Source organism: Cellulophaga omnivescoria, from assembly GCF_027915275.1.
Lineage (GTDB): Bacteria > Bacteroidota > Bacteroidia > Flavobacteriales > Flavobacteriaceae > Cellulophaga > Cellulophaga omnivescoria.
In genome coordinates this window covers 445230-471434 of record NZ_CP115819.1, presented here as the reverse complement: position 1 = coordinate 471434, position 26205 = coordinate 445230, and the positions used below count along the sequence as shown (strand labels likewise).

The window sequence follows — 26205 nt, the reverse complement described above, 5'->3', positions numbered from 1 at the left end:
TAATAATAAAACATATGTTTTTTTACAAGCTATTCTTTGTCTGTAGTGTCTTCACTATTAATTCTAATGTATTTGCTAGGTACAACACCAAACTGTTTTTTAAAACATTTAGAAAAATATGATGCCGTATTAAAACCAGTCATGTACATAATTTCTTTTACAGATAAATCGCTCTTTTCAAAAAGCTGTACAGCTCTTTTTAACCTAATGTTTCTTATAAACTCACTAGAGGAGAGTCCTGTTAGTTCTTTAATTTTTAAATACAAGTTACTTCTACTCATATTCATTTCCTTAACTAACATTTCTACACTAAACTCTGAGTTCATCATATGCTTTTCTACAATTTCTATGGCGTTTTGTAAAAAAGTTTCATCAGAAGACGTAACTGTAACCTCGTTTGGCTGTAGTGTAATTTCTCTATTAAATTTTTTCCTTAATTTTTCTCTGTCATTTAAAATATTAGAGAGTTTAATCTCTAATAATTCTAAATCAAAAGGTTTTCTAATGTAAGCATCTGCACCAGTTTTTAGGCCTTCAATTTCTTTTTCTTGAGACGTTTTAGCAGTTAACATTACAACAGGAATATGACTGGTTTCTTGTGTAGATTTTATTTGGTTACAAAATTCTATACCATCCATAACAGGCATAACTAAATCTGTTATCACAATGTTAGGAATAAACTTTTTGGCAAGTTCTAATCCTTTTTGTCCGTTTTCGGCTTCATAAATATAATAGCTCTCACCTAATCCTTTTTTAATAAATGATCTTATATCTGGGTTGTCATCAATAATTAAAAGCATTGGTAATTTAGATCTAGACCGTGTCATATTCTGGTCTATAATATCATCCATAAAACTTATGGCATGCGACTCTGCATCTACCTTGCTGATAAATGTATTGTCTTCAAAAACCTCATGAAAGTTAAGCTCTTTCTTTTCTTCATAGGTTTCTTTATCTTTTGGTAACCAAACATAAAAAGTAGATCCGTTTTCAGAATCGCTTTTTACTTTAATAATACCTTGGTGTAGTTCTACCAAGTTTTTTGTAAAAGATAAGCCTATGCCTGTACCTTTAGTGTTTACATGAGTTGTTAATCCAATTTCTGTGTAAAAACGTTCAAAAATATGCTGCAATCTGTGTGCAGGTATACCAGGTCCAGAATCTTTTACTTGAATAACTATGTATTTAGATTGGTCTATATCTAGTGTAATACCTGTTGGCGTTTTAAAATCTGTGCCATTATATATATCTAGTTTAATATTACCATTTTCTGGAGTAAATTTAAATGCATTAGAAAGTAAGTTGTTTATAATTTTTTCTACCGCATCAGGATCAAACCAACTTAAAATAGATTCTTTAGAAACATTAATTTCAAAATTAATATTCTTTTTTCTGCTTAAAAACTGAAATGGTTCACCAACATCTTTTAAAAATTCTACAATATTATTTTTACTTAGATTAAGGCTCATTTTTCCGTGATCCATTTTTCTAAAATCTAATAATTGATTTACCAAACGTAATAAGTAATCTGTGTTTTTACGCATTAATACATATTGGTCTTTTGCTTCTTTTGGGCTAATGGTATCTGCCTTTTTTAGTAAAAAATCTAAGGGTCCTTTTATAAGGGTTAATGGAGTTCTAAATTCATGAGAAATATTTGTAAAGAACTCTAATTTTAAACGGTGAATTTCTTCGTGTTTTTCTTTTTCTAAGTGCTCTAGTTCTAGCTGGTGTTTTTCTGCAGATCTAATTATAGTATATCTTCTAAAAGCAAGTAGCAGGGCAATTGCTAGTAATATATATAAAGCTTTGGCAATATTTGTTCTCCACCAAGGTGGTGTAACATCTATCTTTAACTCAATAGGGGTTTCATCCCAAATATAATCATTGTTAGATGCTTTTATTTTTAATACATAAGAGCCAGGCTCTAGGTTGGTGTAAGTGGCGTATCTGTTTTTTGATGTAGTATAGATCCAGTCTTTATCAAAACCTTCTAGTTTATAGGCATATTTATTTTTTCTGGATGCAGCATAGTGTAATGCGGCAAACTCAAAAGAGAAGCTATTTTCACTATACTTCAGTTTTATTTTATTTATAGAGTTTATAGATTTATCTAAAATTACTCTTCCGTTTATAAGCTCACCAATAGCAACTGGTTTGTTAAAAACAGAAAAATTTGTTAGTACAGTTTCTGGTTTAATTTTGTTACTAATTATTTCTTCTGGATAAAAAGTAGTAAACCCATTTACCCCTCCAAAAAATAGTTTTCCTTCTTTTGTTTTTAATGCAGTAAGCTCACTAAACTCGTTACTTTGCAGACCATCATTAACATCATAATTCTGAAAAGTTTCAGAGGTGGGGTTAAATTTAGATAATCCGTTGTTTGTAGACATCCATAAATTACCTTGGTTATCATCTAAAATACCTTTAATAACATTGTTAGGTAGCCCATCTTTTTCTGTGTAACGTTTAAAACGTATTTTTTTGTCTTTATTTACTATAAGTTTGTTTAATCCGCCTCCAAAAGTACCAACCCAAATGGTACCAGATTTACTCTCAAAAACAGTTAATATGTAATTGTGACTAAGTGTAGTGTCATCTTCAGGATTGTTTTTAAAAGTTTCAAACTTTGGTGTTTTTGACCTTTGTTGCTCTGGGGTTAATTTGCTTAACCCGTTACCAGTTGCAAACCATACATTTCCCTTGGAATCTTCAAAAATATCTCTAATAATATTGTTAGGTAAACTAAATTGTTGGTTGTTGTTGTACCTTAAAATGTCTTTGGTAAAACTAATACTGTCTTTATTAATTAACCACCTATGTATACCACCATTGTAGGTTCCTATCCAAATATTTTTTTGTTTGTCTTGAAGGATAGAAAATACGCTACCAGATACATCTGGAATTAACTTTAAATCGTTCTCATCTAATTTTTTGTTGCTTGTAACATCAATTTCATAAAGTCCGGGAGAAAACTCGCCTCCAATAAAAATTTTTCTTTTATTTTTTATTTTAACTTCTTCTATAGCAAATATTTTATTGATGTTGTTAAAGTGTTGAAACTGATTAAAATCTTTGGTAATCTTGTTTTTTTCAATAAAATTTAATCCTCCACCTTCTGTCCCAATCCATAAATTTTGTTTACTATCCTCAAAAATTGCTCTTACTTTATCATTACTTAAACTATTTGGGTCTAGACTTTTTTTTATGTGAGAAAACTGTTTTCTATTAGGATCAAATTTATTTACACCACCGCCATTGGCACCTGCCCAAATAATACCAGTATGGTCTACGTACAAAGATTTAATAGCGTTTTTAGTAAGACTATAATTTGGTTTTCTTGGGTCGTATATATAAGTGCTAATTAATTTTGGTGCAGTATTAGCATTGTTAGAAAACTCTAGTAAGCCATTATCTGTACCTACCCAAATTTTATTATTGCTAACTGATACTGCGTTACACGAGCCTTCATGTAAAAATTCTATTTGGTTGTTATCTTTATTGGGTGTGTATTTAAATAAACCTTTACTGGTACCTAAAATTAAATTGCCAAAACTGTCTTCTGCAATGGCTTTAACATTTACATCAGGGAAATTAATAAGTTGATTTACAGACTGAAAATAAATATTTCCATTATTGTCTCTAGATAATTTAGATAAGCCATGAGTACCACCAATCCATACCTGGTGTTTGCTATCTTCAAAAAAGGTACTTACGTTATTAGTGCTTTTTATTGGTACAGAACTGTTTTGGTATAAGTTGTAGTGGGTAAATTTTAAAGAGTCTGCTGGCTTATTTAAATTGGCCATACTAATCCCTTTTACTGTACCAACCCATAGCCTGTTGCTACTGTCTCTAAAAAGTACTGTTATATAATTACTTTTTAAGGAGCTATTATCTTTAGGGTTGTGTTTAAAGGTTGTAAATTGTTCTGTTTCTCTGTTAAAATAATTTAGTCCGCCGCCAGTGGTACCAATCCATAGGTTTCCTAAATCGTCATCAATTATTTTCCAAATTAAATTACTACTAATGCTTTTATCGTTCTTAGCATCTGGTTTAAAGATGGTAAAGTTATAACCATCATACCTATTTAGACCATCATGGGTTCCAAACCACATGAATCTATCTTTATCCTGAAAAATTGTATTAACATCGCTTTGCGATAAACCGTTTTCTGTAGTTAAATGCTCAAACTTTAAAGAGTTTTGTGCATATGTTGTAGTACTTAAAATAAAAAATAAGCTAGCTAATAGTAGCTTTATTTTTTGGCGAATAAGAAGTTTGGTAGGGTTGATAGTCATACTAACAAATATATCAAAATAGAGGATACAATAAGTCATATGGTTTTTTGAGTTTGTTTATTGTATACAGTTTAGTTTTAATGTAATCTATTGATAAGCAATCATTTAGTTGTTCTTACGTGTTTGTTTTTAAAAGCAATAAATAACATATGTTCTAGCTTTTAAAACATATACTGTAATTAACAAAATTGATATAAGCGAACTTTACCAAAGAGCTAATAACACAATTAACTGTTAAAAATAACTAACAATAACGCCATAAATAATGAAGTATATAGTTTGTGAAAAACCAGGAGAATTTCTTTTAAAAGAGAAAGATGCACCAGTTAGAAAAGAAGATGAAGCTTTACTAAAAATTAATAAAGTAGGCATTTGTGGTACAGATTTGCACGCTTATGGTGGTAACCAAGCTTTTTTTACATATCCTAGAATTTTAGGCCATGAGTTGGCATCAGAAGTTTTAGAAATTGGCGTAAATGATAAAGGAATAAAAGCAGGAGATAAAGTAGTTGTTATGCCGTATATAAGCTGTGGAACTTGTATAGCTTGTAGAAACGGAAAAACAAATTGTTGCACTAACATAAAGGTTTTAGGTGTGCATACAGATGGTGGTATGCAAGAACAAATTACTGTGCCAGCTTCTATATTAATACCAGCTAATAATTTATCTAATGACCAAATGGCAATTGTAGAACCTTTGGCAATAGGAGCCCACGCTATTAGAAGAGCAAATATTGTAAAAGGAGAAACTATAGCTGTTGTTGGTTGCGGTCCTATTGGCATAGGAATTATGAAATTAGCACAAATTGCAGGTGCCAAAGTAATAGCACTAGATTTAAATGAGCAAAGATTACAATATGCTAAAGATAAAATAGGAGTAGATTATACCGTAAACGTAGCTAATGATCCTGTGGCTAAAATTACAGAGATTACAAATGGCGATTTATGTACTGCTGTTTTTGATGCATCTGGACATAAAGGAGCACTAGAAACTTGTCCGTCTTATATGTCTCACGGCGGAAGATTTATACTAGTAGGCCTGTCTAAAGGAGAGTTAACCTATACACACCCAGCTATACACGCAAAGGAAATGACTTTAATGTGTAGCAGAAACGCAACAACTGAAGATTTTGAACATGTAATTAACGTGTTAAATCAGTTTCCTACAGATTCATTTATTACGCACTCTGTACCTTTTACAAAAATGATTTCAAATTTTGATAGTTGGCTTAAACCAGAAACAGGAGTAATAAAAGCAACTGTAAATTTTTAAAAAATAGCCATGTCTAAAAACTACATACAACTAGATGTTAAAGATAATATTATAGTTGCCATTACAGCATTAAGTAAAGGTACAGTAGTAACTATTGCAGGCAAACAAATAGTTTTACAACAAGATATAAAGCAAAAACATAAGTTTGCTTTGCACGACTTTAATCCTACAGATAAAATTTTTATGTATGGGGTTTTAATAGGTAAAGCAACCACAACAATTAAAGCAGGTAGTGCAATTACAACAGAAAATATAAAACATGCATCATCGGACTTTGCAAATAAAAAAGAAGAATTTGTTTGGAGTGCACCAGACATATCTAAGTTTAAAAACAAAACATTTAACGGGTACCATAGAAAAGATGGTAAAGTAGGCACAGCCAATTATTGGTTGGTAATACCACTAACATTTTGTGAAAACAGAAATATTGATGTTTTAGAAGCTGCACTTACAGAGAAACTAGGGTACCAAACAAAAAAAGATTTTGCTGTAGATACAGATGCTTTAATTAAGCAGTACAAATCTGGAGCAAGCAAAGATGCTATTTTAAATACGCCTATAATTACTACTCACGAGGAAATGGCTAAAAATAGGGTGTTTACTAATGTAGACGGAATTAAATTTCTAAAGCATAATGGTGGTTGTGGAGGTATTAGGCAAGACTCTGAAACCCTATGTAAATTATTAGCAGGTTATATATGCAACCCTAATGTTGCAGGTGCTACAATTTTAAGTTTAGGGTGCCAAAATGCACAAATTTCTATGATGCAAGAAGCTATTTTGGCCATAGACCACATTACTACCAAACCAGTGCATTATTTAGAACAACAACGTAGTTTAAGTGAGCGTAACTTTATAGAAGAAGCTGTTAAGCATACATTTTTAGGTTTAATAGAAGCTAATAAAATTACTCGTAAACCAGCACCGCTAAGCAAATTGGTTTTAGGATTAGAGTGTGGTGGTTCTGATGGATTTTCGGGAATATCTGCAAACCCAGCTTTAGGTTATGCGTCAGATTTATTAGTGGCTTTAGGCGGTAGTCCTGTTTTAGCAGAGTTCCCAGAGTTAAACGGCGTAGAGCAAGAAATAATTAATAGGTGTGTAACAGAAGAAGATTCTAAAAAATTTTACAATTTAATGAGAGCGTACTCAGCAGCAGCAGTTGCTGTTGGTTCTGGCTTTGAAAACAACCCGTCTCCCGGAAATATTAAAGATGGTTTAATAACAGACGCTATGAAATCTGCAGGAGCAGCCAAAAAAGGAGGTACATCTCCTGTTGTTAGCGTGTTAGATTATACAGAGCAGGTTACAAAACCGGGTTTAAATTTGTTGTGTACACCGGGTAATGATGTGGAGTCTACTACAGGTTTGGTTGGTTCTGGTTGTAATGTAGTAGTATTTACAACTGGCCTAGGAACACCCACGGGAAACCCAGTTGCACCTGTTTTAAAAATGTCTAGTAATACCAGCTTATACCAACGTATGCAAGATATTATAGATATAAATGCAGGTACTGTAATTAGTGGCGAGGATACCATAGAAACTATGGGTGAAAAAATATTAGAACATATTATAAAAGTTGCTAGCGGAGAACTAGCATCAAAAGCAGTAATACATGGCAATAACGACTTTATTCCGTGGAAAAGAGGAGTTTCTTTATAAGTACTATTTACGTAGTAAACAACGCATTATAAAAATGGCAACAAAACAAAAAACAATACAATTATTAGATAGGCATACAGCTAAAAAACCAGTTATACATCCCATACGTGTTATGCAATTTGGTGGAGGTAACTTTTTGCGCGCCTTTTGTGATTGGATGTTTGATGTGTTAAACAAAACAACAGCGTTTAATGGTAGTGTAGCTGTAGTTAAACCAACAGAAACAGGAGATTATACTGCTCTTAGAGAGCAAAACGGTTTGTTTACTGTAGCCTTAGATGGTATTAAAAATGGGAAAACAGTATCAGAAGTTACTTTAGTAGAATCTATAAGTACCATTATTCAGCCTTATACAGAATGGGATAAATATTTGGCATTAGCAGAGTTGCCAGAATTACGATTTATAGTTTCTAATACAACAGAAGCCGGAATTCAGTTTTCTGAGAATGATAAAATTACAGATTGTCCTCCTAAAGAATTTCCTGGTAAACTAACATTGTGGCTGTATCACAGGTATAGTTATTTTAATGGAGACAAGGATAAAGGCTGTATTTTATTGCCTTGTGAGTTAATAGAAGATAACGGTGAGGCTTTAAAAGAAACAGTGCTACAGTATGCAAAACATTGGCAATTAAAACAAGAGTTTATAGACTGGATTTTAAATTGTAACCATTTTTGCAGTACACTGGTAGACCGTATAGTATCTGGTTATCCTACAGGCAGAGCTCCATTTATAGAGAAAAAAACAGGTTTTAAAGATAAACTTTTAGTTGCTGGGGAAGAGTACCATAGTTGGGTAATTAAGGCAAATGCATTGGTGCAAAAAGAATTGCCTTTTGCTAAAACAGATTTAAACGTACAGTTTGTAGATAATTTACACGATTACCGAGAAATGAAAGTACGTATCTTAAATGGTGCACATACTTCTTTAGTTCCGGTTGGTTATTTAACCGGTTTAAGAACGGTAAAGGAAAGTATGGATAATGAGGTGGTCAGCAATCATATTTTTCAAATTTTAGCTACAGAAATTAAGCCTACGTTAACTAAGTTTTCTTCAAATGAAATAGATGCTTTTATAGATGCTGTTGTAGACAGGTTTAGGAATCCTACACTTCAACATTTTTTAATTGCAATATCATTAAATAGTACCTCAAAATTTCAATCTAGATTATTGCCAGCATTTAAAGATTATAACCAGTTATACGGCTCTTTTCCTAAACGTATTGCTTTTTCATTGGCTAGCTTAATTCGTTTTTATAAAGGTAGTTTTAATGGAGAAACTATTGCTTTTACTGATGATAAGTTGGTCTTTAATTTTTTTAAAAACCAATGGAAAATGGTAGATAATAAATCACAATCTGTAACAGATTTGGTTGCACATACCTTAGCTAATAAAACTATAGTTGGAGAAGATTTAACAAAGTATAAAGGACTGGTAGATTTTATTGCTAAAAGCATTACGGCTATTGATGAATATGGAGTAGAAGAATGTTTAAGAAAAATGGAAAAGTAATATGATAATAGATGCTCATCAACACTTTTGGAAATATGAACCAACAAAACATAGTTGGATAGATGATACTATGGCTGTAATTAGAAAAGATTTTATGCCAGCCAAACTAAAGAAAGTTTATTTAGAAAATAATATAGATGGTTGTGTAGCTGTACAGGCAGACCAAACTATACTAGAAAATGACTTTTTAATAGACTTGGCTTCTAAAAATAATTTTATAAAAGGTATTGTTGGTTGGGTAGATTTTAGAGCAGAAAATATTGATGAGGTTTTAAAACATTACAGTAAAATAAAAATAATAAAAGGGTTTAGGCACGTAGTACAAGGTGAGCCAGACCATAATTTTTTATTAAAATCCAATTTTTTAAACGGAATAGCTCAATTAGAACAATACAATTTTACGTATGATATTTTAGTGTTTCCCCATCAATTGGGGGCAGTACTAGAGTTTGTGAAAAAGTTTCCTAAAATAAACTTTGTTATAGATCATATTGCTAAACCATATATAAAAGATGGTTTTTATGATGGTTGGGCTAACTTAATGTTGGCAATTGGCGCACAACAAAACGTTTACTGCAAACTATCTGGTATGGTAACAGAAGCAGATTACAAAACTTGGACACCACAAACTATAAAGCCTTATATGCAATTGGTTTTAAAAGCATTTGGAGCAGATAGGTTATTATTTGGGTCAGATTGGCCTGTGTGTTTAGTAGCGGGCAACTATAAAAGAGTAAAAGAGTTAGTTACAGATTTTATTTCCCAATTAAGTGCAGAAGATCAAGAAAAGATACTAGGGTTAAATGCTGTAAAATTTTATAATTTATAAAAGATATAAAATGGATTTAGGATTAAAAGATAAAGTTGTTGTAGTAACAGGCGCTGCAGGTATTAAAGGAAGTATAGGAGAAACAATTGTTCAGCATTTAGCGGCAGAGGGCGCAATACCAGTTATAGTTTGTAGAAATGATAGAGGTTTTGGGTACGAAAAAGAACTTAAAGAAAAGGGTATAGATGCTTTGTTTGTAAAAACAGATTTATCAGACCACACACAAATTGAAGCAGCAGCTAAAACAATAGAAGAAAAATACGGTAAAATTGATGCCTTAATAAATAATGTTGGTGTTAATGACGGTGCAGGTTTAAGTGCTTCTATAGAAGATTTTATGTATTCTCTTAAGCTTAATATGGTAAGTTATTTTGCAATGGCAAAATACTGTTTACCAATGCTAAAAAAAACTAAGGGTAATATTTTAAATATTGGGTCTAAAGTAGCACTTACAGGCCAAGGAGGCACATCTGGCTACGCAGCATCTAAAGGTGGTGTGTTTGGCTTAACACGCGAGTGGGCAGTAGATTTAGTTAAGTACGGCATACGCTCTAATGCCATTGTTATTGCAGAAAGTTGGACACCTGCTTATGAAGCTTGGATTAAGACATTAGAAAACGGAGAAGACAAGCTTCAATCTATTGTAAAAAAAATACCGTTAGAAAATAGAATGACAATGCCTGCTGAAATTGCAGACCAATGTTTGTTTACAATATCCTCAAAATCATCACACACAACAGGACAATTTATTACTGTAGATGGTGGTTATGTCCATTTAGATAGGTCTTTGTTAACGGAATAGCACATAAAATCATTTGTTCTATTATTTAAGCCGGTTGTAGCCTTTTGTAACAGCTGCTAATTTTAATTTTATATCAAAGTAATCATCTTAAATTATGAATTTAACCAACAATAAACCAATTGTAAAAAAGGAATTGTTATTTCCTTTTATAATGATAACCTCTTTATTTGCTTTATGGGGAATTGCAAATGACTTAACCAATCCTATGGTTTCTGCATTTAAAAAAGTAATGCCAGAATTGTCTAATATGCAGGCATCGTTAGTACAGTTTGCTTTTTACTTTGGTTATTTTTTTATGGCATTACCAGCAGCATTATTTATAAGAAAATACAGTTATAAATCTGGTATTGTATTAGGGTTATGCTTGTATGCTATAGGTGCTTTTTTGTTTTATCCGGCAGCAGCTTTTCAGGAGTTTAATTACTTTTTAATATCACTATGGGTTATAACATGTGGGTTAGCATTTTTAGAGACCACATCTAACCCACTAATTTTATCATTAGGAGCAAAAGAAACTGCAACGCAACGTTTAAATTTAGCACAAGCATTTAATCCTATTGGTTCTTTAATAGGAATGATAGTGGCTCAACAGTTTGTTATTTCTGCACTACGTTCTGATGATAAAAATGAAGCAGGGGAATTAATTTATGACGGGTTATCCTCATCTGCAAAGGCGGTAATTAGAGAAAATGACTTAAGTGTAATTAGTGTGCCATATATTATACTAGGAGTAGTAGTTTTATGTATTATGGGTATTATATTATTTATTAAAATTCCTAAATCTGTAGACGGAGATAAAATGTCTATTTCAGATTCTTTTAAAAAATTACTTGCTAATAAAAACTACATTTTTGGAGTAGTTGCACAGGCATTTTATGTAGGAGCACAAATTATGTGTTGGACCTATATTTTTCAGTACGTAGATAACATAAATGAAGGTTTACCAGCAAGTGAAGCCTTAACGGCTACGTGGTATAATGTAGTGGCAATGGTTATATTTTTAACTGGCAGGTGGATTGGTACAGCTTTAATGAAAACATTAAATCCGTCTCGTGTATTACTATTATTTGGTTTAGGCGGAGTACTATTTTCTGCAGCAGCAATTTTATTACAAGGGCAAGTAGGCTTGTACTCTTTAGTGGGTATATCTTTATTTATGTCTATTATGTTTCCTACCATTTATGGCATAGCACTTAAAGATATGGGAGACGAAGCTAAAATAGGATCTGCTGGCTTGGTAATGGCTATTGTTGGCGGTGCTTTAATGCCGGTTTTGCAAGGTGGAATTTTAGACTGGGGCGGTCCTGGTTTTTCAGATGTAAAAGTGTTAGGGTTTATACCAGAAATTAACTTTTCATTTATACTACCACTTATATGTTTATCTGTGGTTACTGCTTATGGCTATGTAACCTATAAATCCTCAAAAAAAATATAAAATGCAAACCAAAAGATATTGTTACTCTTGCGACCTAAAAAACGATTCTAAGCTTATTGAAGAATATAAGGCGTACCACGCAAAGGGCAAAGCTTGGCCAGAGATTACTAAGAGTATTAAGGATGCAGGTATTGTGGATATGCAAATATACCTTACAGGCAATAGAATGTTTATGATTATGGAGGTAGATGCTACTTTTAATGCCGAAAAAAAGGCAGAAATGGATGCTAATAATCATAAAGTACAAGAGTGGGAAAACTTAATGTGGAAGTACCAGCAAGAGTTGCCTTGGGCAAAAAAAGGAGAAAAGTGGATAGCTTTAGAAAAGATATTTCAATTATAAAAAATTAGTTTTTTTTAGTTCATTTGTTAGAGTTTAGACTGTTGTAATGGCGGTCTAAACTTTTTTTATGTCCAGTTTTTGTCTAGTCAAATATTTTCGTTATCAACTTATTTTTTTTCATCTTCAATTTTTTAAATAAAATTAATGAAAAGTATACTTAAGGAAAAAAACTTCGTTTTAATGATTATTGCCTTCGTAATTTATATGGGCAGTTGTTCAAGTCAAGATAATAGTGATACAGATAAAACGGCATCTGATAAAGAATTACCAAAAGAAGAAATTAAACCAGATAAAAATGATGTGTCATTTTTGCCTAAACCAACTAACGGTAAAACTTGGACAATACAACCAAAGGTTTCTAACGAATTTAATTATGAAGAAGGAAAAGCATCTAATAAATTTTATAACCATTGGAATGATCGTTTTTTTAATGAATGGACTGGTCCAGGAATAACTCGTTATACACCTAGTCAATCTTCAGTTGTTGGTGGTGAGCTTGCTTTTAAAGCAAACATAGTAGACAATACAATTCTTACCGGTTGTGTAACTTCAAAAAGCAAAGTGTCTTATCCGTTATATATGGAGGTAAGAGTAAAACTTAGTGCATCTGTTTTATCATCTGCAGTATGGATGTTGAGTGAGGATTCAACAGAAGAAATTGATAATTTAGAAGCTTTTGGTGATAAGAGTAATGACTACTTTTCAAAACGTCTACATTTAAGTCATCATGTGTTCATACGCGACCCGTTTAAAGATTATCAACCAACAGGACCAGAAACTTGGTATGCAGATGGTAAGGGAACAATTTGGTCTGACGATTACCATAATTATGGTGTATTATGGGAAGATCCATGGCATTTATCTTATTATGTTGATGGTATACTGGTTAGAGAAACACTTGTTAACGAAATAGATCCAGAGAATTACACAAATGGTGCTGGCTTAACTAAACCAATGCATTTGATTATTAGCGCCGCCGCGCAATCTTGGAGAGAGAACCAAGGTGTAGATTTTTTAAATGACCCAACAGTAACTAACGAAGAAAAAACTGTTATGCGTGTAGACTGGATTAGGGTATATAAACCAGAGTAGTAATTGCGTATTAATAATATCAAGAAAAGCAGCCGAATTAAAATTAATTGGCTGCTTTTTATATTTTAATTTAGTGTGTTTTTACTCTATTCCATTACTGTATGCTACTAACACAATACCTATAATCATACAACTAAGACCTAGGTATAAAAAGTTTCGTGCTTTTTTAGAGGCGTTAATCCATTCTTTGGTAATAATACCACTTACAATTGCAGTGGCTACACATGAGGTGTTAAAAATGGCATAACCAACAGTGTTGCCAGAAGCTCCTAATTTGTAGGCAGCAAAGGCGAATAGGGCAGAAGCAGCATAATGAAAAAATGCCATTACTAGTATTAATACAAAGTTTTTGCCAAAAGCAGGAGTTTTAAAATCTCCCCAAGCTTTTTTACTATTTAATTGCCATAAAAAATAGGCCGTCATTACAATACCCCCACTAATAAAAATTGGGAACATAACAGCAACAGCAGTTATCCACTCTGCATTTCCTGCAGCTTGGCTAGCCTGGTGTAAATAAGGTCTTCCTGCTGCATTAGCATAACTAAAACCTGTAGCAAGTAAACCACCAACTACAGCTATTAAAATACCTGTAGTCATAGATCCTTTTTTAGCAGTATTTTCTTCTGAGTTTTTCTCTACTTTTTCTCTAATAAAGCCAGCTTTTCCGTTAGCAAAAATGCCAACTAAAACAACTAATAAACCAATTAAAATAATGGTTAGTTTGTTAGTAGGTGGTAAGCCATCTTCAATAAAAGGTAATACAGAACCTACTAAAATTATGGTTCCAATAAATAAAGAAAACCCTAAAGACAAACCAATGTGATTAATAGCCTTGCTCCACATCATAACTCCAACTCCCCAAAGAAAACTTGTAAGTCCCATTTTTATCCATATATCTGTTGGCATATTTCCAAAAATATCACCAAACCCTTTTATTAAAGTTATTGATGCAATTATTGGAACAACAAACATTGTTAGTAGAAAAAATAAGCTCCAAGTATTCTCATATTTAAAATCTTTGGTAAATTTTTCTGGTAAGGCATATAGGCCCAACATTAATCCTGCAAAAATTGCTAGTAATACTCCTTCTGTCATAGTTTGGTTGTTTTTTTGAGTGAATTAGTTATTGTTAAAATGAAAATTTAAAGACGGTTGTGCTCTTAAAATTTTCACCAGCTTTTGTAATAGATTTTGGAGAGTTTTTAATATTTGGTCCGTTAGGATACCTGTGTGTTTCACAGCATAATCCTCTAAACTTACCATATTCTAAACCATTTTCTCGTTTTAAATTATTGGCAGTGTATTTACCTGTGTATAAAAGCATACAAGGCTCTGTAGTAAAAACATCTAAACTTAATTGCTCATTTTCATTGGCTACTGTTGCTACTTTAGTTACTGTTTCTCCAGTATTATCAAAAACATAAAAATGTTCAAAACCATCATTCATTGCATTGTGTGCGTCTGCAATTTTTTTTGGGTTTCTTAAATCATCTACTGCATTAGAAACATCTACTATTTCTCCTGTTGCCGCACCAGTATTATCTAATTTTAAACGTTTATTTGTAAATACTTGAGCTGTATGGTTCTCTATAGATGTACTAAAGCCAGACAAGTTAAAATAGGTGTGGTTTGTTAATGATAATGGTGTATCTGCGTCTGTAAAGGCATAATAATTAATAGTAAGTTCATTATTCTCTGTTAAGGAGAAAGTTACAGATACGCTGACATTTCCAGGAAAACCTTCTTCTAAATCTTTACTTATTAAAGTTAGTTTTACTAAGTTTTCATTGGAACTATCTAGACTCCATAATCTTTTGTCAAAACCCACTGTACCTCCGTGTAAATTATTAGGTCCGCAATTTTTCTCTAATTGATATTGTTTACCGTTTAAAGTAAAATTAGCATCTTTAATTTGTGAGCAATACCTACCTACGGTACTTCCAAAATAAGGAGCATTTTCTTTATAGTCATCAGAGAAATAACCATCTAAAGTATCAAAGCCACAAGCAATTTCTACTAAGTCTCCTTTTTTATTAGGTATTTGTATAGACGTAATCGTTGCTCCGTAATTGGTTATTTTTACCACCATTCCGTTTGCATTTTTTAAAGTATATAAATCTACTTTTTTATCATCTATAAGTCCAAAATTGCTTTGTATTGGTTTCATACTATTTTTTTTATTGTTGATAAGGAGCTAGTTTTTCCCAGTTAAATACTACGCCTGTTCCTGCTTCGTTTGGAGCCACAGCTCTATGATTTTTTACAACAAGGGGTCTAGTTGTGTATTCATCTATAGGAAAACTATGTACTTCTAACCAACCTGCGTTAGGTTGGGCAGAAACTAAACTTACGTGCAGTTCTTGCATACCATGTGAACAAGCAGGAACTCCTTTTTTATCTGCTAAACGGGCAGCTTTTAACCAGCCTGTAATACCACCACAGTTTGATGCATCTGGTTGTATAAAAGAAAGCTTTGCTTGCTCAAAAGCATACTCAAATTCATGTATAGTGTGCAGGTTTTCTCCCATAGCTAAAGGAAATCCAGTTTTATCAACTATTTCTGCAAACCCTTTGTAATCATCAGGGATAATAGGTTCTTCAAACCAAGTAATATCGTATTGTTTAAAACCTTCAATAGCTTTAATAGCCTTTTCTATAGACATAGAATAATTGGCATCTACCATAAAAGTAACGTCTGGCCCAATAAATTCTCTTACCGCTTTTATACGTTCTAAATCTTCTTCTAAATTTTCTCTTCCTATTTTTATTTTAACAGCATTAAATCCGTTAGCTAAATAGGTTTTCATATTATTTAGAAGTTTTTCTATTGGAAATTGTAAGTCTATGCCGCCACAATATGCTTTACAAGTGTTGTTTGTACCGCCAGCCATTTTCCATAAAGGAAGGTTGGCTTTTTTACACTTAATATCCCAAAGAGCAATATCTATAGTAGAAATTGCAAATGATGCAATACCACCACGACCTACGTAATGTATATGCCACTCCATAAAATCATACAAGCCATCTATGTCTGTTCCATCTTTACCAATTAAAACAGAGGCAAAATCGTGTTCTACCATTGCCTTAATAGCGTGTCCACCTTTACCGCCAGTATAGGTGTAGCCTGTTCCAGTACTGCCATCTTCTAAAGTAATGGTAGTGGTTACTAGCTCAAAATGTGTGTGGTCTCCGTGTTTGGCATCATTTAAAACCTCTGGTAACGGAACCTTAAATAGCTTAGTTTTTACACTTTTAATTTTTGTACTCATTTTTAATCTTTAAAAGTTGCTACTATGCTTTATGTTTAATGTAAAATGTTTTCTTTTCCATATACTGCTCAAAACCATATTTACCATCTTCGCCACCAGAACCAGATAATTTGTAACCGTTATGAAAACCTTGGTGTTGCTCTCCGTGACCACGATTTACATAAATTTCTCCATATTCTAGTTCGTCATTACATTTCATAATGGTATTCATATCATTGGTAAAAATCATTGCAGCAAGTCCGTATTCACAGTCATTAGCATAACCAATAACTTCATCAAAAGTTTTAAACTTTAAAACGGGTAAAATAGGACCAAAAGACTCTTCATGAACAATAGTCATATCTTGTGTTACGTTAGTTAAAACGGTAGGCTCAAACCAGTATCCTTTTTCAAATTCTTTTCCTTCTGGTTTCTTTCCTCCAGTTGCAATTGTAGCTCCTTCTTTTATACTAACAGCAATTAAATGCTCCATATGTTTTAACTCGGCAGCATTTACTTTAGGTCCCATATCTGTATCCTCTAACATAGGGTTGCCAACTTTTAATGCCTTAGTTTTTGTTATGAATTTCTCGATAAAAGCATCGTAAATATCTTCATGTAAATACATACGTTCATTACAGGTGCAAACTTGTCCGCAGTTGTCAAATCTAGAATGTAATGCAGCATCTACAGCAGCATCAATATCAGCATCTTTAAAAACTATAAAAGGAGCTTTACCACCAAGCTCTAACTGAACGTGAGTAAGGTTGTTTGCTGCGTTTTTTGCTATTTGTTGTCCTACAGGTGTAGAGCCAGTCATAGTTACCATTTTAGTAATAGGACTTTCTACTAGGGCATTACCCATAGCTCTTCCAGGACCAGTAATAATGTTTATAACACCAGCAGGTATACCCACTTTATTTGCTAAGTTTCCTAACTCTAGTGTTGCTAATGGTGTTTCTGATGTTGGTTTAAGTACAATGGTGTTACCAGCAACCAAAGCCGGTCCTAGTTTACGGCCAGCCAAAGCCAAAGGAAAATTCCAAGCTGTAATTGCAACAACAACCCCACGCGGAACTTTTTGAATCCATATTTGCTCGTTAGGGTTATCAGAAGGAATAATATCACCTTCAATTCTGCGAGCTCCTTCACAAGCGTATCTAATAAACGAAGCCGTAACAGCAACCTCAAAACGAGCAACTTTTAAAAGTTTTCCTTGTTCTTTGGTTAATAGTTGAGCCAAATGCTCTGTATTAGCATCAATTTCATCTGCCAATTTATATAACATATCTGCTCTAGAACGTGCTGGTAATTTTTTCCATTCTTTTTGCGCTTTTTCTGCTGCCTCTAACGCATCTAGAGCTTCTTCTGCAGTGCCGTTTTGTACATTTGCTACTACCTCTTCTGTAGATGGGTTTATAATGGCAATAGTTTCGCCAGATGTAGATTTTACCCATTCTCCGTTAATAAATAACTTGTATTCTTTAGTTGGTGACATAGTGTATGGTGTTATTTTTTTATGTTCGTTTTTTTAAATGCGTCCATGCGGTCTGCAGCATGGCCTTCAAACTCTCTTCTTAATTGCCAAAGAGGTCTTTCTAATGTAAGTTCCCAAGCAAATAATTGCTTGTATAATGTTTTTACTTTTTCTGGATATTGATATGCTAAATTGTTTACTTCAGAAATGTCTTCTTTTAAATTATACAACTCTGCAGGCCTGTCTGGAAAACGAATTAGTTTCCAATCCATATTTCTAATAGCGGCTCTGTTTTCTTTTTTCCAGAAAAGAACCTTATGCGGTCTCTCTTTATTTTCTTCGTTTACATAAGGCATTAGGTCTACACCGTCTAGTTGTTTTAATTTTGATGAGTTTCCGTTTGCTACGTTTAAAAATGTTGGAAAAAGATCTAAGGTGCTAACTGGGTAGTTGTAAGTTGTATTTTTCTTAAGTTTACCAGGCCATGACATTAAAAAAGGTACCCTAATACCACCTTCTAAATGGTTTGCTTTTGTACCGCTAAGCGGACTATTGTTAGATTGGTTTGCGTCTGATGGTCCGCCGTTATCATTGGTAAATACAACTAGAGTATTTTTATCTAACCCCTGCTTATTTAGTTCATTTAAAACAGTTCCAATAGCTCTGTCCATTGCTAAAGTCATTGCAGCTAATATTTTTCTTTTGCCAGTTAAATGAGAAAAATGCTTTAGGTCTTCTTTTGTAGCCTCCATTGGGGTATGTACAGCGTTAAAAGACAAGTAAATAAAAAAGGGAGATTTTTTATTTTTATTGATGAATGATATGGCTTCATTGGCCAATTTATCAGTAAGGTAGCCTTTGTGTTCTAAATAATTTCCAATGCCTCTTTCAAGTCTGTCTTCATTTTTGGTTAGTACATTGTTTTTATCATACGGTAAATAGCTACGTGCACCGCCTCTAAAACCATAAAATTCATCAAAACCACGTTTTGTTGGATGAAAACGATCTGCGTTGCCCATATGCCATTTTCCAAAAAGGGCAGTAGTATATCCTTGTTTTTTTAAATAGTTTGCAATAGTAAGTTGGTTTGTAGGTAATCCCATTTCGTCACCCAACAAGCCAGAAGTACTCATATAACCAGGGACATTATTTTCTTCAAAACCAAATTTTTGCTGGTATTGCCCGGTAAGCATTCCTGCTCTAGACGGGCCGCAAACAGCAGCACTTACATATGCTTGTGTAAACTTTACACTTTTTTTAGCAAGCTTATCTAGTTCTGGAGTTTTAAATTCTGTACTGCCTTGAAAACCAAAATCAGCATAACCAGCATCATCAGAAAGTATAAAAACAATATTAGGTTTTTGTTGTCCAAATAGTAAACTCACCTCTAAAAGAACAAATAAGAGAACCGTTATTTTTATATTTTGATGATGCATTGTATATCTTTTAAATTATCTTCCCATCCATCCGCCGTCTACTAGCATAACAGCTCCACTCATATAATTAGCAGCTTCAGAAGCTAAAAAGACTACAGGGCCAGCAAAATCTTCTGGTTTTCCCCATCTACCAGCAGGAATTCTTGCTAATATAGATTCTGCTCTCTCTGGATTATTACGTAAAGCTTCGGTATTATCTGTAGCAATGTATCCAGGAGCAATTGCGTTTACATTTACCCCTTTGCCAGCCCACTCGTTGGCAAATGCCATTGTTAATTGTCCAATTGCACCTTTACTAGCTGCATAACCAGGTACAGTAATACCACCTTGGTATGTTAATAATGAAGCAGTAAAAACAATTTTACCAGAACCTCTAGCAACCATTTCTTTACCAATTTCTCTGGTAAGTATAAATTGTGCATTTTGGTTTACTTCAATTACCTTGTCCCACATTTCATCTGGATGTTCTACAGCAGGAGCTCTTAAAATTGTACCAGCGTTATTAATTAAAATATCTATTTGTGGATGATCTTTTTTCACCTGATTTATAAAAGCATAAAGAGCTTTTCTATCAGAGAAATCACATTGATAAGCACTAAACTTTTTGCCTTTAGCTTCTACTTCTTTAGCCACATTACTACCGGTTAATTCTAAACTAGCAGAAACTCCAATAATATTTGCGCCAGCTTCTGCTAAACCAATAGCCATAGCTTTACCTATACCTCTTTTACAACCTGTTACTAAAGCTGTTTTGCCTTCTAATTTAAATGTATCTAAAACACTCATTTTTTATATAGTTTCTTTAAAAATTATAAACTGCAATCCATCAATACTTTCATTCCAGAAGGGTTTTTGTCAATGTTTTCAAACACTTGCTGAATTTTGCTTAAAGGCTGTACATCTGTAATCATAGCCTCAAAAGGAAGTTTGTTTTCTGTAATAAGCTCTATAGATTTTTCATAATCTTCTTTTTCATAAACTCTAGCACCAATTAAGCTTAATTCTTTCCAGAAGAATTTAAAAAGGTCTACTGGTTTTTTATCTCCATGTATTGCTACCATTAAAATTCTTCCTCTAATACCTGCAACCTCACACATAATATCTAATGCAGGTTGTACGCCAGCTACTTCAAAAATAACATCTGCTCTTTTGTTATCTGTTTTACTTTTAACGTATGCTACTAAATCAACCTCAGTTGGGTTAACAGCATCAAAACCAAGGTCCTTTGCCATTTTAATTCTTGTAGGGTTTACTTCAGAAATTATAACCTGTGCGCCAACTTCCTTTGCAACCATAGCAACCAACATACCAATTGGTCCGCCACCTAAAACAACAGCAGTTTCACCTTTAACTAGTCCGCTTCTGCGTACATCATGTGTTGCTACAGACAAAGGCTCAATTAATGCAGCTAATTTTAAATCTGTTTCTGGTTTTAGCTTGTGTAAAACAAACGCAGGTACATTCCAGTACTGTTGCATAGAACCAGGACTGTCAATACCAATAAATTTTAGGTCTTCACAAATATGGTTAAACCCTTTATCTGAAGGTTTTACTTTTCTGTCATCTAAAGGTCTTACTACAACTTTTTCTCCTGCTTTAAAATTGGTTACATTTTTACCTACAGCATCAATAACACCAGACATTTCATGGCCAATTGTTTGCGGTATAGAAACTCTTTTGTCCATCATACCATGATAAATGTGTACATCTGTACCGCATACGCCAGAATAGGCTACTTTTATACGAACCTCATCATCTTTGGGTTCTTCAATTTCTTTATCAATTACAGCAAAATTTTTATTGCCTTTATATTGTGTTGCTATCATTTATTTAAGTTTCAAATAATAAACTAGTTTCATATTTGAAACAAATATACATTTTTTTATAATATGGAAAACATCTAATTAGAGTATAAAGTGTTAAAATCTAATGATGTAGCTACTAACCCTAGTTTAAATAAGGGTTGTAGAATATTATAACAATGAAATTTTATAAAAAGAGTAAGTTATTTACTGTGAAATAAAACCAAGTTTAACAGATATTTCTAAGGCGTAGTTTGCTACAATTTGTCCTTTTTTATGAAATTCTTCATGTGGTAGTCTACCGTGTGGAGCTGTAATCCAGAGTGCAGCAACGGGGTAGCCAGACTCATTAAATATTGGAGCACCAATACAGTGTATACCTTGTATATCTTCACCATTATCTATGGCATAACCATTTTGTTTAACCAAGGCTAGCGTTTCTTTAAACTCCTTTTTAGATGTAATGGTGTTTTTTGTGTATTTAGTAAGACTAATTTTTTTTAAAATGCTATTAGATTCTCCTTTGGGTAAAAAAGCTAAAATACTTTTTCCGCCAACAGAACTGTGTAAATTAAACTGTGTACCTGGTTCTACAAATAATTTTACAGGATAGGAAGATGATACCTGCTCTAATATTGTGCCTTTAGTGTCTAATAAAACTCCAAGCATTACAGATTCCTTTAGTTCATCTCTTAAGGCACGCATAACATCTATAGACATTTCTACAATACTTTGTTCGTTCATTGCAGATATGCCTAGTGTAAGCATTTTTCTAGAAAGTGTAATTTTTTTAGTGGTCTCGTTTTTTTGCAAGTAATTTTTAAAAATTAGCGTGCTTACAACTCTAAAAGCAGTGGTTTTTGTAAGGTCTAGTGCTTCTGTAATTTCGGCAAGCGTTAAACCGTCTTTTTTAGTGGCTAATATTTCTATAACCATTAAGCCTCTTTCTAAATTAGGAACATTGTATTCAGATTTTAAAACTTCCTTTGGTTTACTCATTACCGGTATGCTTTTATACTGTAAAATTACTATTATTTATTTAACTAAACGTACAATAAAAAAAGGAACAATAATTTACTGTTCCTTTTTTTTTGTGCTTAGTTTATAGTGTTACTTATTTAGATTTTACACCTTTAGCTCTGTGTGTAGTTTTTCTGGCAGATGTAAAACTCATAATACTTTGGTAGTCGCTACTATTGTATATATGTGTAAGTCCCCAGCGTAATATTTCTGTTGGTTCTTTTTCTGTATCTGCAGATCTGTTTAAGCCTATTGCATGAGCTGGTACACCAGGAATAACAGATTTAATTTCAAAATTAATACCATCTGGAGCCCATTGGATAGTATTTTTTTCTGGACCATCTGTAGTAATTAATGACGCAATACCACCATTGTATGGCCAAACACAAATTTCATGACCACTATTACTTATTGGGTTGTAAGGTGATTTTACGTAAGGCCCTAAAGGATTGTCTGCAATAGCAACACCATGGCGTATTTGTCTACCACCAAATGTAATTTTTTCGCCCATTTGCTCGCCTTTATAGTACAAGTAAAATTTGCCCTTGTAAGGCAAAATACAAGGATCATGTACTTTGTGACTATCAAAATCTCCTTTTTTCTCTACAGCAAAACGGTCTTGTTCTTCTCCTTTCCAAATACCATTATCTGCAGGACTAAGTATAGGCTCTTCACTCTTTGTCCAAGGTCCGTTTGGCGAATCTGACCAGGCTAAACCAACCTGATTTTTAACGCGTACTGTGTAAGGAGATTTTACGGTTTGGTAGCATAAGTAATATTTGTTCTGATATTTCATTATTTCTACTGTAAAAACAGATCTGTCGTCATAAGCGCCTTTTTCACCTCTTGCAACGGCAATACCTTCTTCTTTCCAAGTTTCACCGTCTACAGATGTAGCGTACCAAATATCACATCTATCCCAAGGAAAAACTTTTTCATTTTCTATATCACCACCAAATCCTTGTGAAGGTCCTGTGCTTTTGCTGTACCAAACGTAGTATTTACCATTTTCTTTAATTACTGCACTAGGGTCTCTACGTACAACACCTTCTTCATAAGCTAAATCACCTTTTAAAGGTTTAAGGTTAGAGAACTGTATAAACCATTCATTTCCTAAATCTTTTGGCCATTGCAAAGCTCTTTTTGTTGCAGCACTTAAAGAGTCTGGGTTTGTTATACCTAACTCATCAATTTGTTTTGGGGTAATTTCTAGTTTGGTTTCTTGCTCTATGGCAGTATTTGTAGCTTTGGTATTATTTTTACAGGCAGCCATTAGCAATAAACAAGCTATTGCACAAAATGCTATGCTTTTTTTAATCATAGTTTTAATTTTTATTAGGTTCTAAAGTAATTGTTATTTGGTTGCTTTTTAATGAAGCAGAATTTGCTGTAATAGTTATAGAAGATGTTTTATTTGCTAAAGATTGTATAATTAAAAGAGCTCTTCCTTTACTGGTTTTAATTGTATTGCTTTTAAAGTTTTGAGTGTTAGTAATGCTGCCATTGTCTACACCTAAAACGGTAGCATCACCAGTAACTATAAAGTTAATAGTTTGATTTTCAGTTTTTACAGGGTTTCCATTTTTATCTGTAATTTGAGCAACAATGTGAGCAACAGCATATCCATCTGCAGTTAATTTCTTCTGGTCTGTGGTTAGTTTTATGGTTGTTGGTTTTGTTGTAGTTGTAATAGTATATTCTACTTTTTTACCATCTTTTAAGCCAACCGCTTTTAAAGTTCCTTTTTTGTAAGGAACTGCCCATTTGTAAATATGATCTTCAAAATCTGCAAGTTTTTTTATGCCTAAAGATGTATTGTTTAAAAATAATTCTACTTCACTGCAATTGGAGTATACTTCTACAACGGTGGGTTCATTGTTGTTGTAGTTCCAGTGATCATTTACATTGTGCCATTGCCATAAAGCGGTTTTCCATTTACCTTCTTTTTTTTCTATAGGATTACCATTGGCATCTAGTTTATAAATAGATTTATCTAAACTTTGAGAAGTAATATAAATATTGGGATCATTGTTCCACAAAGCATTAAACATATGGTATGATGGTTTTTTAAACCCGGCAACATCTAAAAGTCCGCTAGAAGTTCCCTTTTTAGGCCATCCTTTATTAGATTCTCCCATGTAATCTATTCCTGTCCATAAAAATGTACCAGAAATAAAAGGCCTTTCCATAACTGCTTTCCATTCATGCCATTGACCAAGATTTTCGGTTCCCATAAGTGGTAAATTAGGATAGTTTTTATGTCCGTAATCATATATTACTCTACGATAGCTAAAACCTATAACATCTAGAGCATCTGCATACCCAGACTCATAACTAGAAGAAGGTAAAATGCAATTTGCAATTACATATCTAGTGGTATCTAATTCTTTAGTCCATTTTGTTAATTTTTTTGCTGTTGTACCAATATCATACTTACCTTTTGGTAGTGTGTTAAGTTTTTGTTTAATAGTGTTTATACTGTTAGGAGGTAAAGACCAAAAATAATTTCCGCTCCAATCCATATTATTAAAAAAGCCAGTTGCATCTGCATTTCGTGGGTAAGTCCATTCAATTTCATTACCAATACTCCATTGAAAAATAGAAGGGTGATTTCTGTGTGATAAAACCGTATTTTTCAAATCTTTTTCAGCCCACTCTTGAAAATGTTCTGCGTAGCCTCTTGTAATGTAGTCAACGCTTCTTTCATTCATATTTTTTCGCTTGTCTTTTGGGTTATCCCATTCATCAAAAAATTCATCTTGTACAAGAAATCCCATTTCATCACATAGGTCTAAAAACTCATTAGAAGCTGGGTTGTGAGATATTCTAATTGCGTTGCAGCCTATGTCTTTTAATGTTTGTAAGCGTCTCCTCCATACGCCTTTTGGTACCGCAGCACCTACAAGTCCCGCATCATGATGTAGACATACACCTTTTATCTTTCTATTTTTTCCATTTAAATAAAATCCTGTGTTAGCGTCAAACCTAATACTTCGTATACCAAATTTTGTTTTCTGTGTATCTATAACTTTATTATCTAGTGTAATAGTGGTAATAGCCGTATATAGTGTAGGGCTATCTATATCCCATAGTTTGGGATTAGTTACTTTAATAGTAGTTAAGTCTTTTAGGCTTGTATTTTTAGCAACAGTTATATTTTTGGTATTGGTGTTAACTACTTCATTATTTGTATTATAAATAGTTGTACTTAGTATTGCTGTTTTACTGCTACTGTATTTATTATCTATAGTGGTTTGTATACTAATAGTAGCTAATTTATTAGTAACCGTTGGTGTAGTAATAAAAGAACCCCAAATAGGAATGTGTAATTTGTTTTTAGTAATAAACTTTACATTTCTGTAAATTCCAGATCCCGTGTACCATCTGCTATCTGCATATCTTGTTCTATCTACCTTAACATTTAAAGTGTTTTTATTTCCATTTTCATTTAAGGTAGATGTTACATCATAATAAAAAGGAGAGTAACCGTATGGGTGAAAACCTAGTTCATTATTGTTTAGGCTAATGGTTGCGTTGTTGTAAACGCCATCAAAAAGTATATATGTCACTTGGTTTTTGTGTAAGTTGGTAGTAAAATCTTTTTTATAATAACCAATACCGCCTAGTAAATAACCTGTAGCGCCCTCACCGCGTATAGAGTCAAACTTGTTTTCTACGCTCCAATCATGTGGTAGTTTTACTTTTCTCCACTCGGTATTATGAATTTTTGCAACAGTGTCTTCAAGTTTAAAATTCCAATCAAAATTAAAATCTGTTTGTACTGTTACAGGTTCTTTTGTTTTACAGTTAAAAGCCGTAATAATACATAAGGTTAAAAGCGCTATTTTATATTTCATTTTAAGAGTATTGGTTTTCTGGTTTTTTTAAATTGATTTTAGTCCTGTAGTGTAAATTTCTTTAAGACTATTGCTATAAGGAGATATGCAAATATGTGTATATATTGATACTTAA

Annotated in this window: 19 protein-coding genes; 8 read left to right on the top strand and 11 right to left on the bottom strand. The window is 33.0% G+C overall.

What is annotated here, in order from left to right; genetic code table 11:
- Positions 1-29: 29 nt before the first annotated feature.
- Positions 30-4301, bottom strand: a complete 4272-nt coding sequence (locus PBN93_RS02140) for a two-component regulator propeller domain-containing protein (RefSeq protein WP_271081322.1) — start codon at positions 4299-4301, stop codon at positions 30-32.
- Between the two features lie 265 nt (positions 4302-4566).
- Here PBN93_RS02140 and PBN93_RS02135 point away from each other — a divergent pair, with 265 nt between their 5' ends.
- The 8 genes from PBN93_RS02135 to PBN93_RS02100 all read left to right on the top strand — a co-directional run bounded on the left by PBN93_RS02135 (position 4567) and on the right by PBN93_RS02100 (position 13250).
- Positions 4567-5574, top strand: coding sequence for a zinc-binding alcohol dehydrogenase family protein (locus PBN93_RS02135; RefSeq protein WP_077400286.1), 1008 nt, complete (start codon positions 4567-4569; stop codon positions 5572-5574).
- 9 nt (positions 5575-5583) lie between these two features.
- Positions 5584-7236 carry a UxaA family hydrolase gene (locus PBN93_RS02130; RefSeq protein WP_271081321.1) on the top strand — a complete coding sequence of 551 codons (1653 nt, stop codon included), beginning with the start codon at positions 5584-5586 and terminating at the stop codon, positions 7234-7236.
- Between the two features lie 34 nt (positions 7237-7270).
- On the top strand, positions 7271-8749 hold the full coding sequence (locus PBN93_RS02125; protein WP_271081320.1) for a tagaturonate reductase: 1479 nt from the start codon (positions 7271-7273) through the stop codon (positions 8747-8749).
- Position 8750: 1 nt separating this feature from the next.
- On the top strand, positions 8751-9578 hold the full coding sequence (locus PBN93_RS02120) for an amidohydrolase family protein (RefSeq protein ID WP_271081319.1): 828 nt from the start codon (positions 8751-8753) through the stop codon (positions 9576-9578).
- 10 nt (positions 9579-9588) lie between these two features.
- Positions 9589-10380 carry an SDR family oxidoreductase gene (locus tag PBN93_RS02115; RefSeq protein ID WP_271081318.1) on the top strand — a complete coding sequence of 264 codons (792 nt, stop codon included), beginning with the start codon at positions 9589-9591 and terminating at the stop codon, positions 10378-10380.
- 94 nt (positions 10381-10474) lie between these two features.
- Entirely contained in the window at positions 10475-11815 is a 1341-nt protein-coding gene (gene fucP / locus PBN93_RS02110; RefSeq protein ID WP_271081317.1) for an L-fucose:H+ symporter permease, read from the top strand.
- 1 nt (position 11816) lies between these two features.
- A complete protein-coding gene (locus PBN93_RS02105) occupies positions 11817-12158 on the top strand; it encodes an L-rhamnose mutarotase (RefSeq protein ID WP_077400304.1) in 342 nt (113 codons plus the stop codon).
- Positions 12159-12302: 144 nt separating this feature from the next.
- A complete protein-coding gene (locus tag PBN93_RS02100; RefSeq protein WP_271081316.1) occupies positions 12303-13250 on the top strand; it encodes a family 16 glycosylhydrolase in 948 nt (315 codons plus the stop codon).
- 81 nt (positions 13251-13331) lie between these two features.
- Here the strand turns inward: PBN93_RS02100 and PBN93_RS02095 are convergent, their stop codons facing one another.
- The 10 genes from PBN93_RS02095 to PBN93_RS02050 all read right to left on the bottom strand — a co-directional run bounded on the left by PBN93_RS02095 (position 13332) and on the right by PBN93_RS02050 (position 26090).
- Positions 13332-14345, bottom strand: coding sequence for an L-rhamnose/proton symporter RhaT (locus PBN93_RS02095; protein ID WP_271081315.1), 1014 nt, complete (start codon positions 14343-14345; stop codon positions 13332-13334).
- 34 nt (positions 14346-14379) lie between these two features.
- The gene (locus PBN93_RS02090) at positions 14380-15417 is read right to left on the bottom strand and encodes an aldose epimerase family protein (RefSeq protein WP_271081314.1); all 1038 of its coding nucleotides are present in this window, start codon (positions 15415-15417) and stop codon (positions 14380-14382) included.
- Positions 15418-15427: 10 nt separating this feature from the next.
- Positions 15428-16519, bottom strand: coding sequence for a mandelate racemase/muconate lactonizing enzyme family protein (locus PBN93_RS02085; RefSeq protein WP_077400317.1), 1092 nt, complete (start codon positions 16517-16519; stop codon positions 15428-15430).
- Positions 16520-16541: 22 nt separating this feature from the next.
- Positions 16542-17996 carry an aldehyde dehydrogenase gene (aldA, locus tag PBN93_RS02080; protein WP_271081313.1) on the bottom strand — a complete coding sequence of 485 codons (1455 nt, stop codon included), beginning with the start codon at positions 17994-17996 and terminating at the stop codon, positions 16542-16544.
- 11 nt (positions 17997-18007) lie between these two features.
- Positions 18008-19411 (bottom strand): sulfatase, encoded by a 1404-nt coding sequence (locus PBN93_RS02075; RefSeq protein WP_271081311.1) that lies wholly within the window; start codon positions 19409-19411, stop codon positions 18008-18010.
- 15 nt (positions 19412-19426) lie between these two features.
- On the bottom strand, positions 19427-20197 hold the full coding sequence (locus tag PBN93_RS02070) for an SDR family oxidoreductase (RefSeq protein ID WP_271081310.1): 771 nt from the start codon (positions 20195-20197) through the stop codon (positions 19427-19429).
- A 23-nt stretch (positions 20198-20220) separates the two neighbouring features.
- Positions 20221-21237 carry a zinc-dependent alcohol dehydrogenase gene (locus PBN93_RS02065; RefSeq protein WP_271081309.1) on the bottom strand — a complete coding sequence of 339 codons (1017 nt, stop codon included), beginning with the start codon at positions 21235-21237 and terminating at the stop codon, positions 20221-20223.
- A 183-nt stretch (positions 21238-21420) separates the two neighbouring features.
- A complete protein-coding gene (locus tag PBN93_RS02060; protein ID WP_271081308.1) occupies positions 21421-22212 on the bottom strand; it encodes an IclR family transcriptional regulator in 792 nt (263 codons plus the stop codon).
- A 115-nt stretch (positions 22213-22327) separates the two neighbouring features.
- Complete coding sequence (locus tag PBN93_RS02055) at positions 22328-23554, bottom strand: glycoside hydrolase family 117 protein (protein ID WP_271081307.1); 1227 nt, start codon at positions 23552-23554, stop codon at positions 22328-22330.
- Between the two features lie 4 nt (positions 23555-23558).
- Positions 23559-26090: a glycoside hydrolase family 2 TIM barrel-domain containing protein gene (locus tag PBN93_RS02050; RefSeq protein WP_271081306.1), complete on the bottom strand. Its 2532-nt coding sequence runs from the start codon at positions 26088-26090 to the stop codon at positions 23559-23561.
- Positions 26091-26205: the final 115 nt, after the last annotated feature.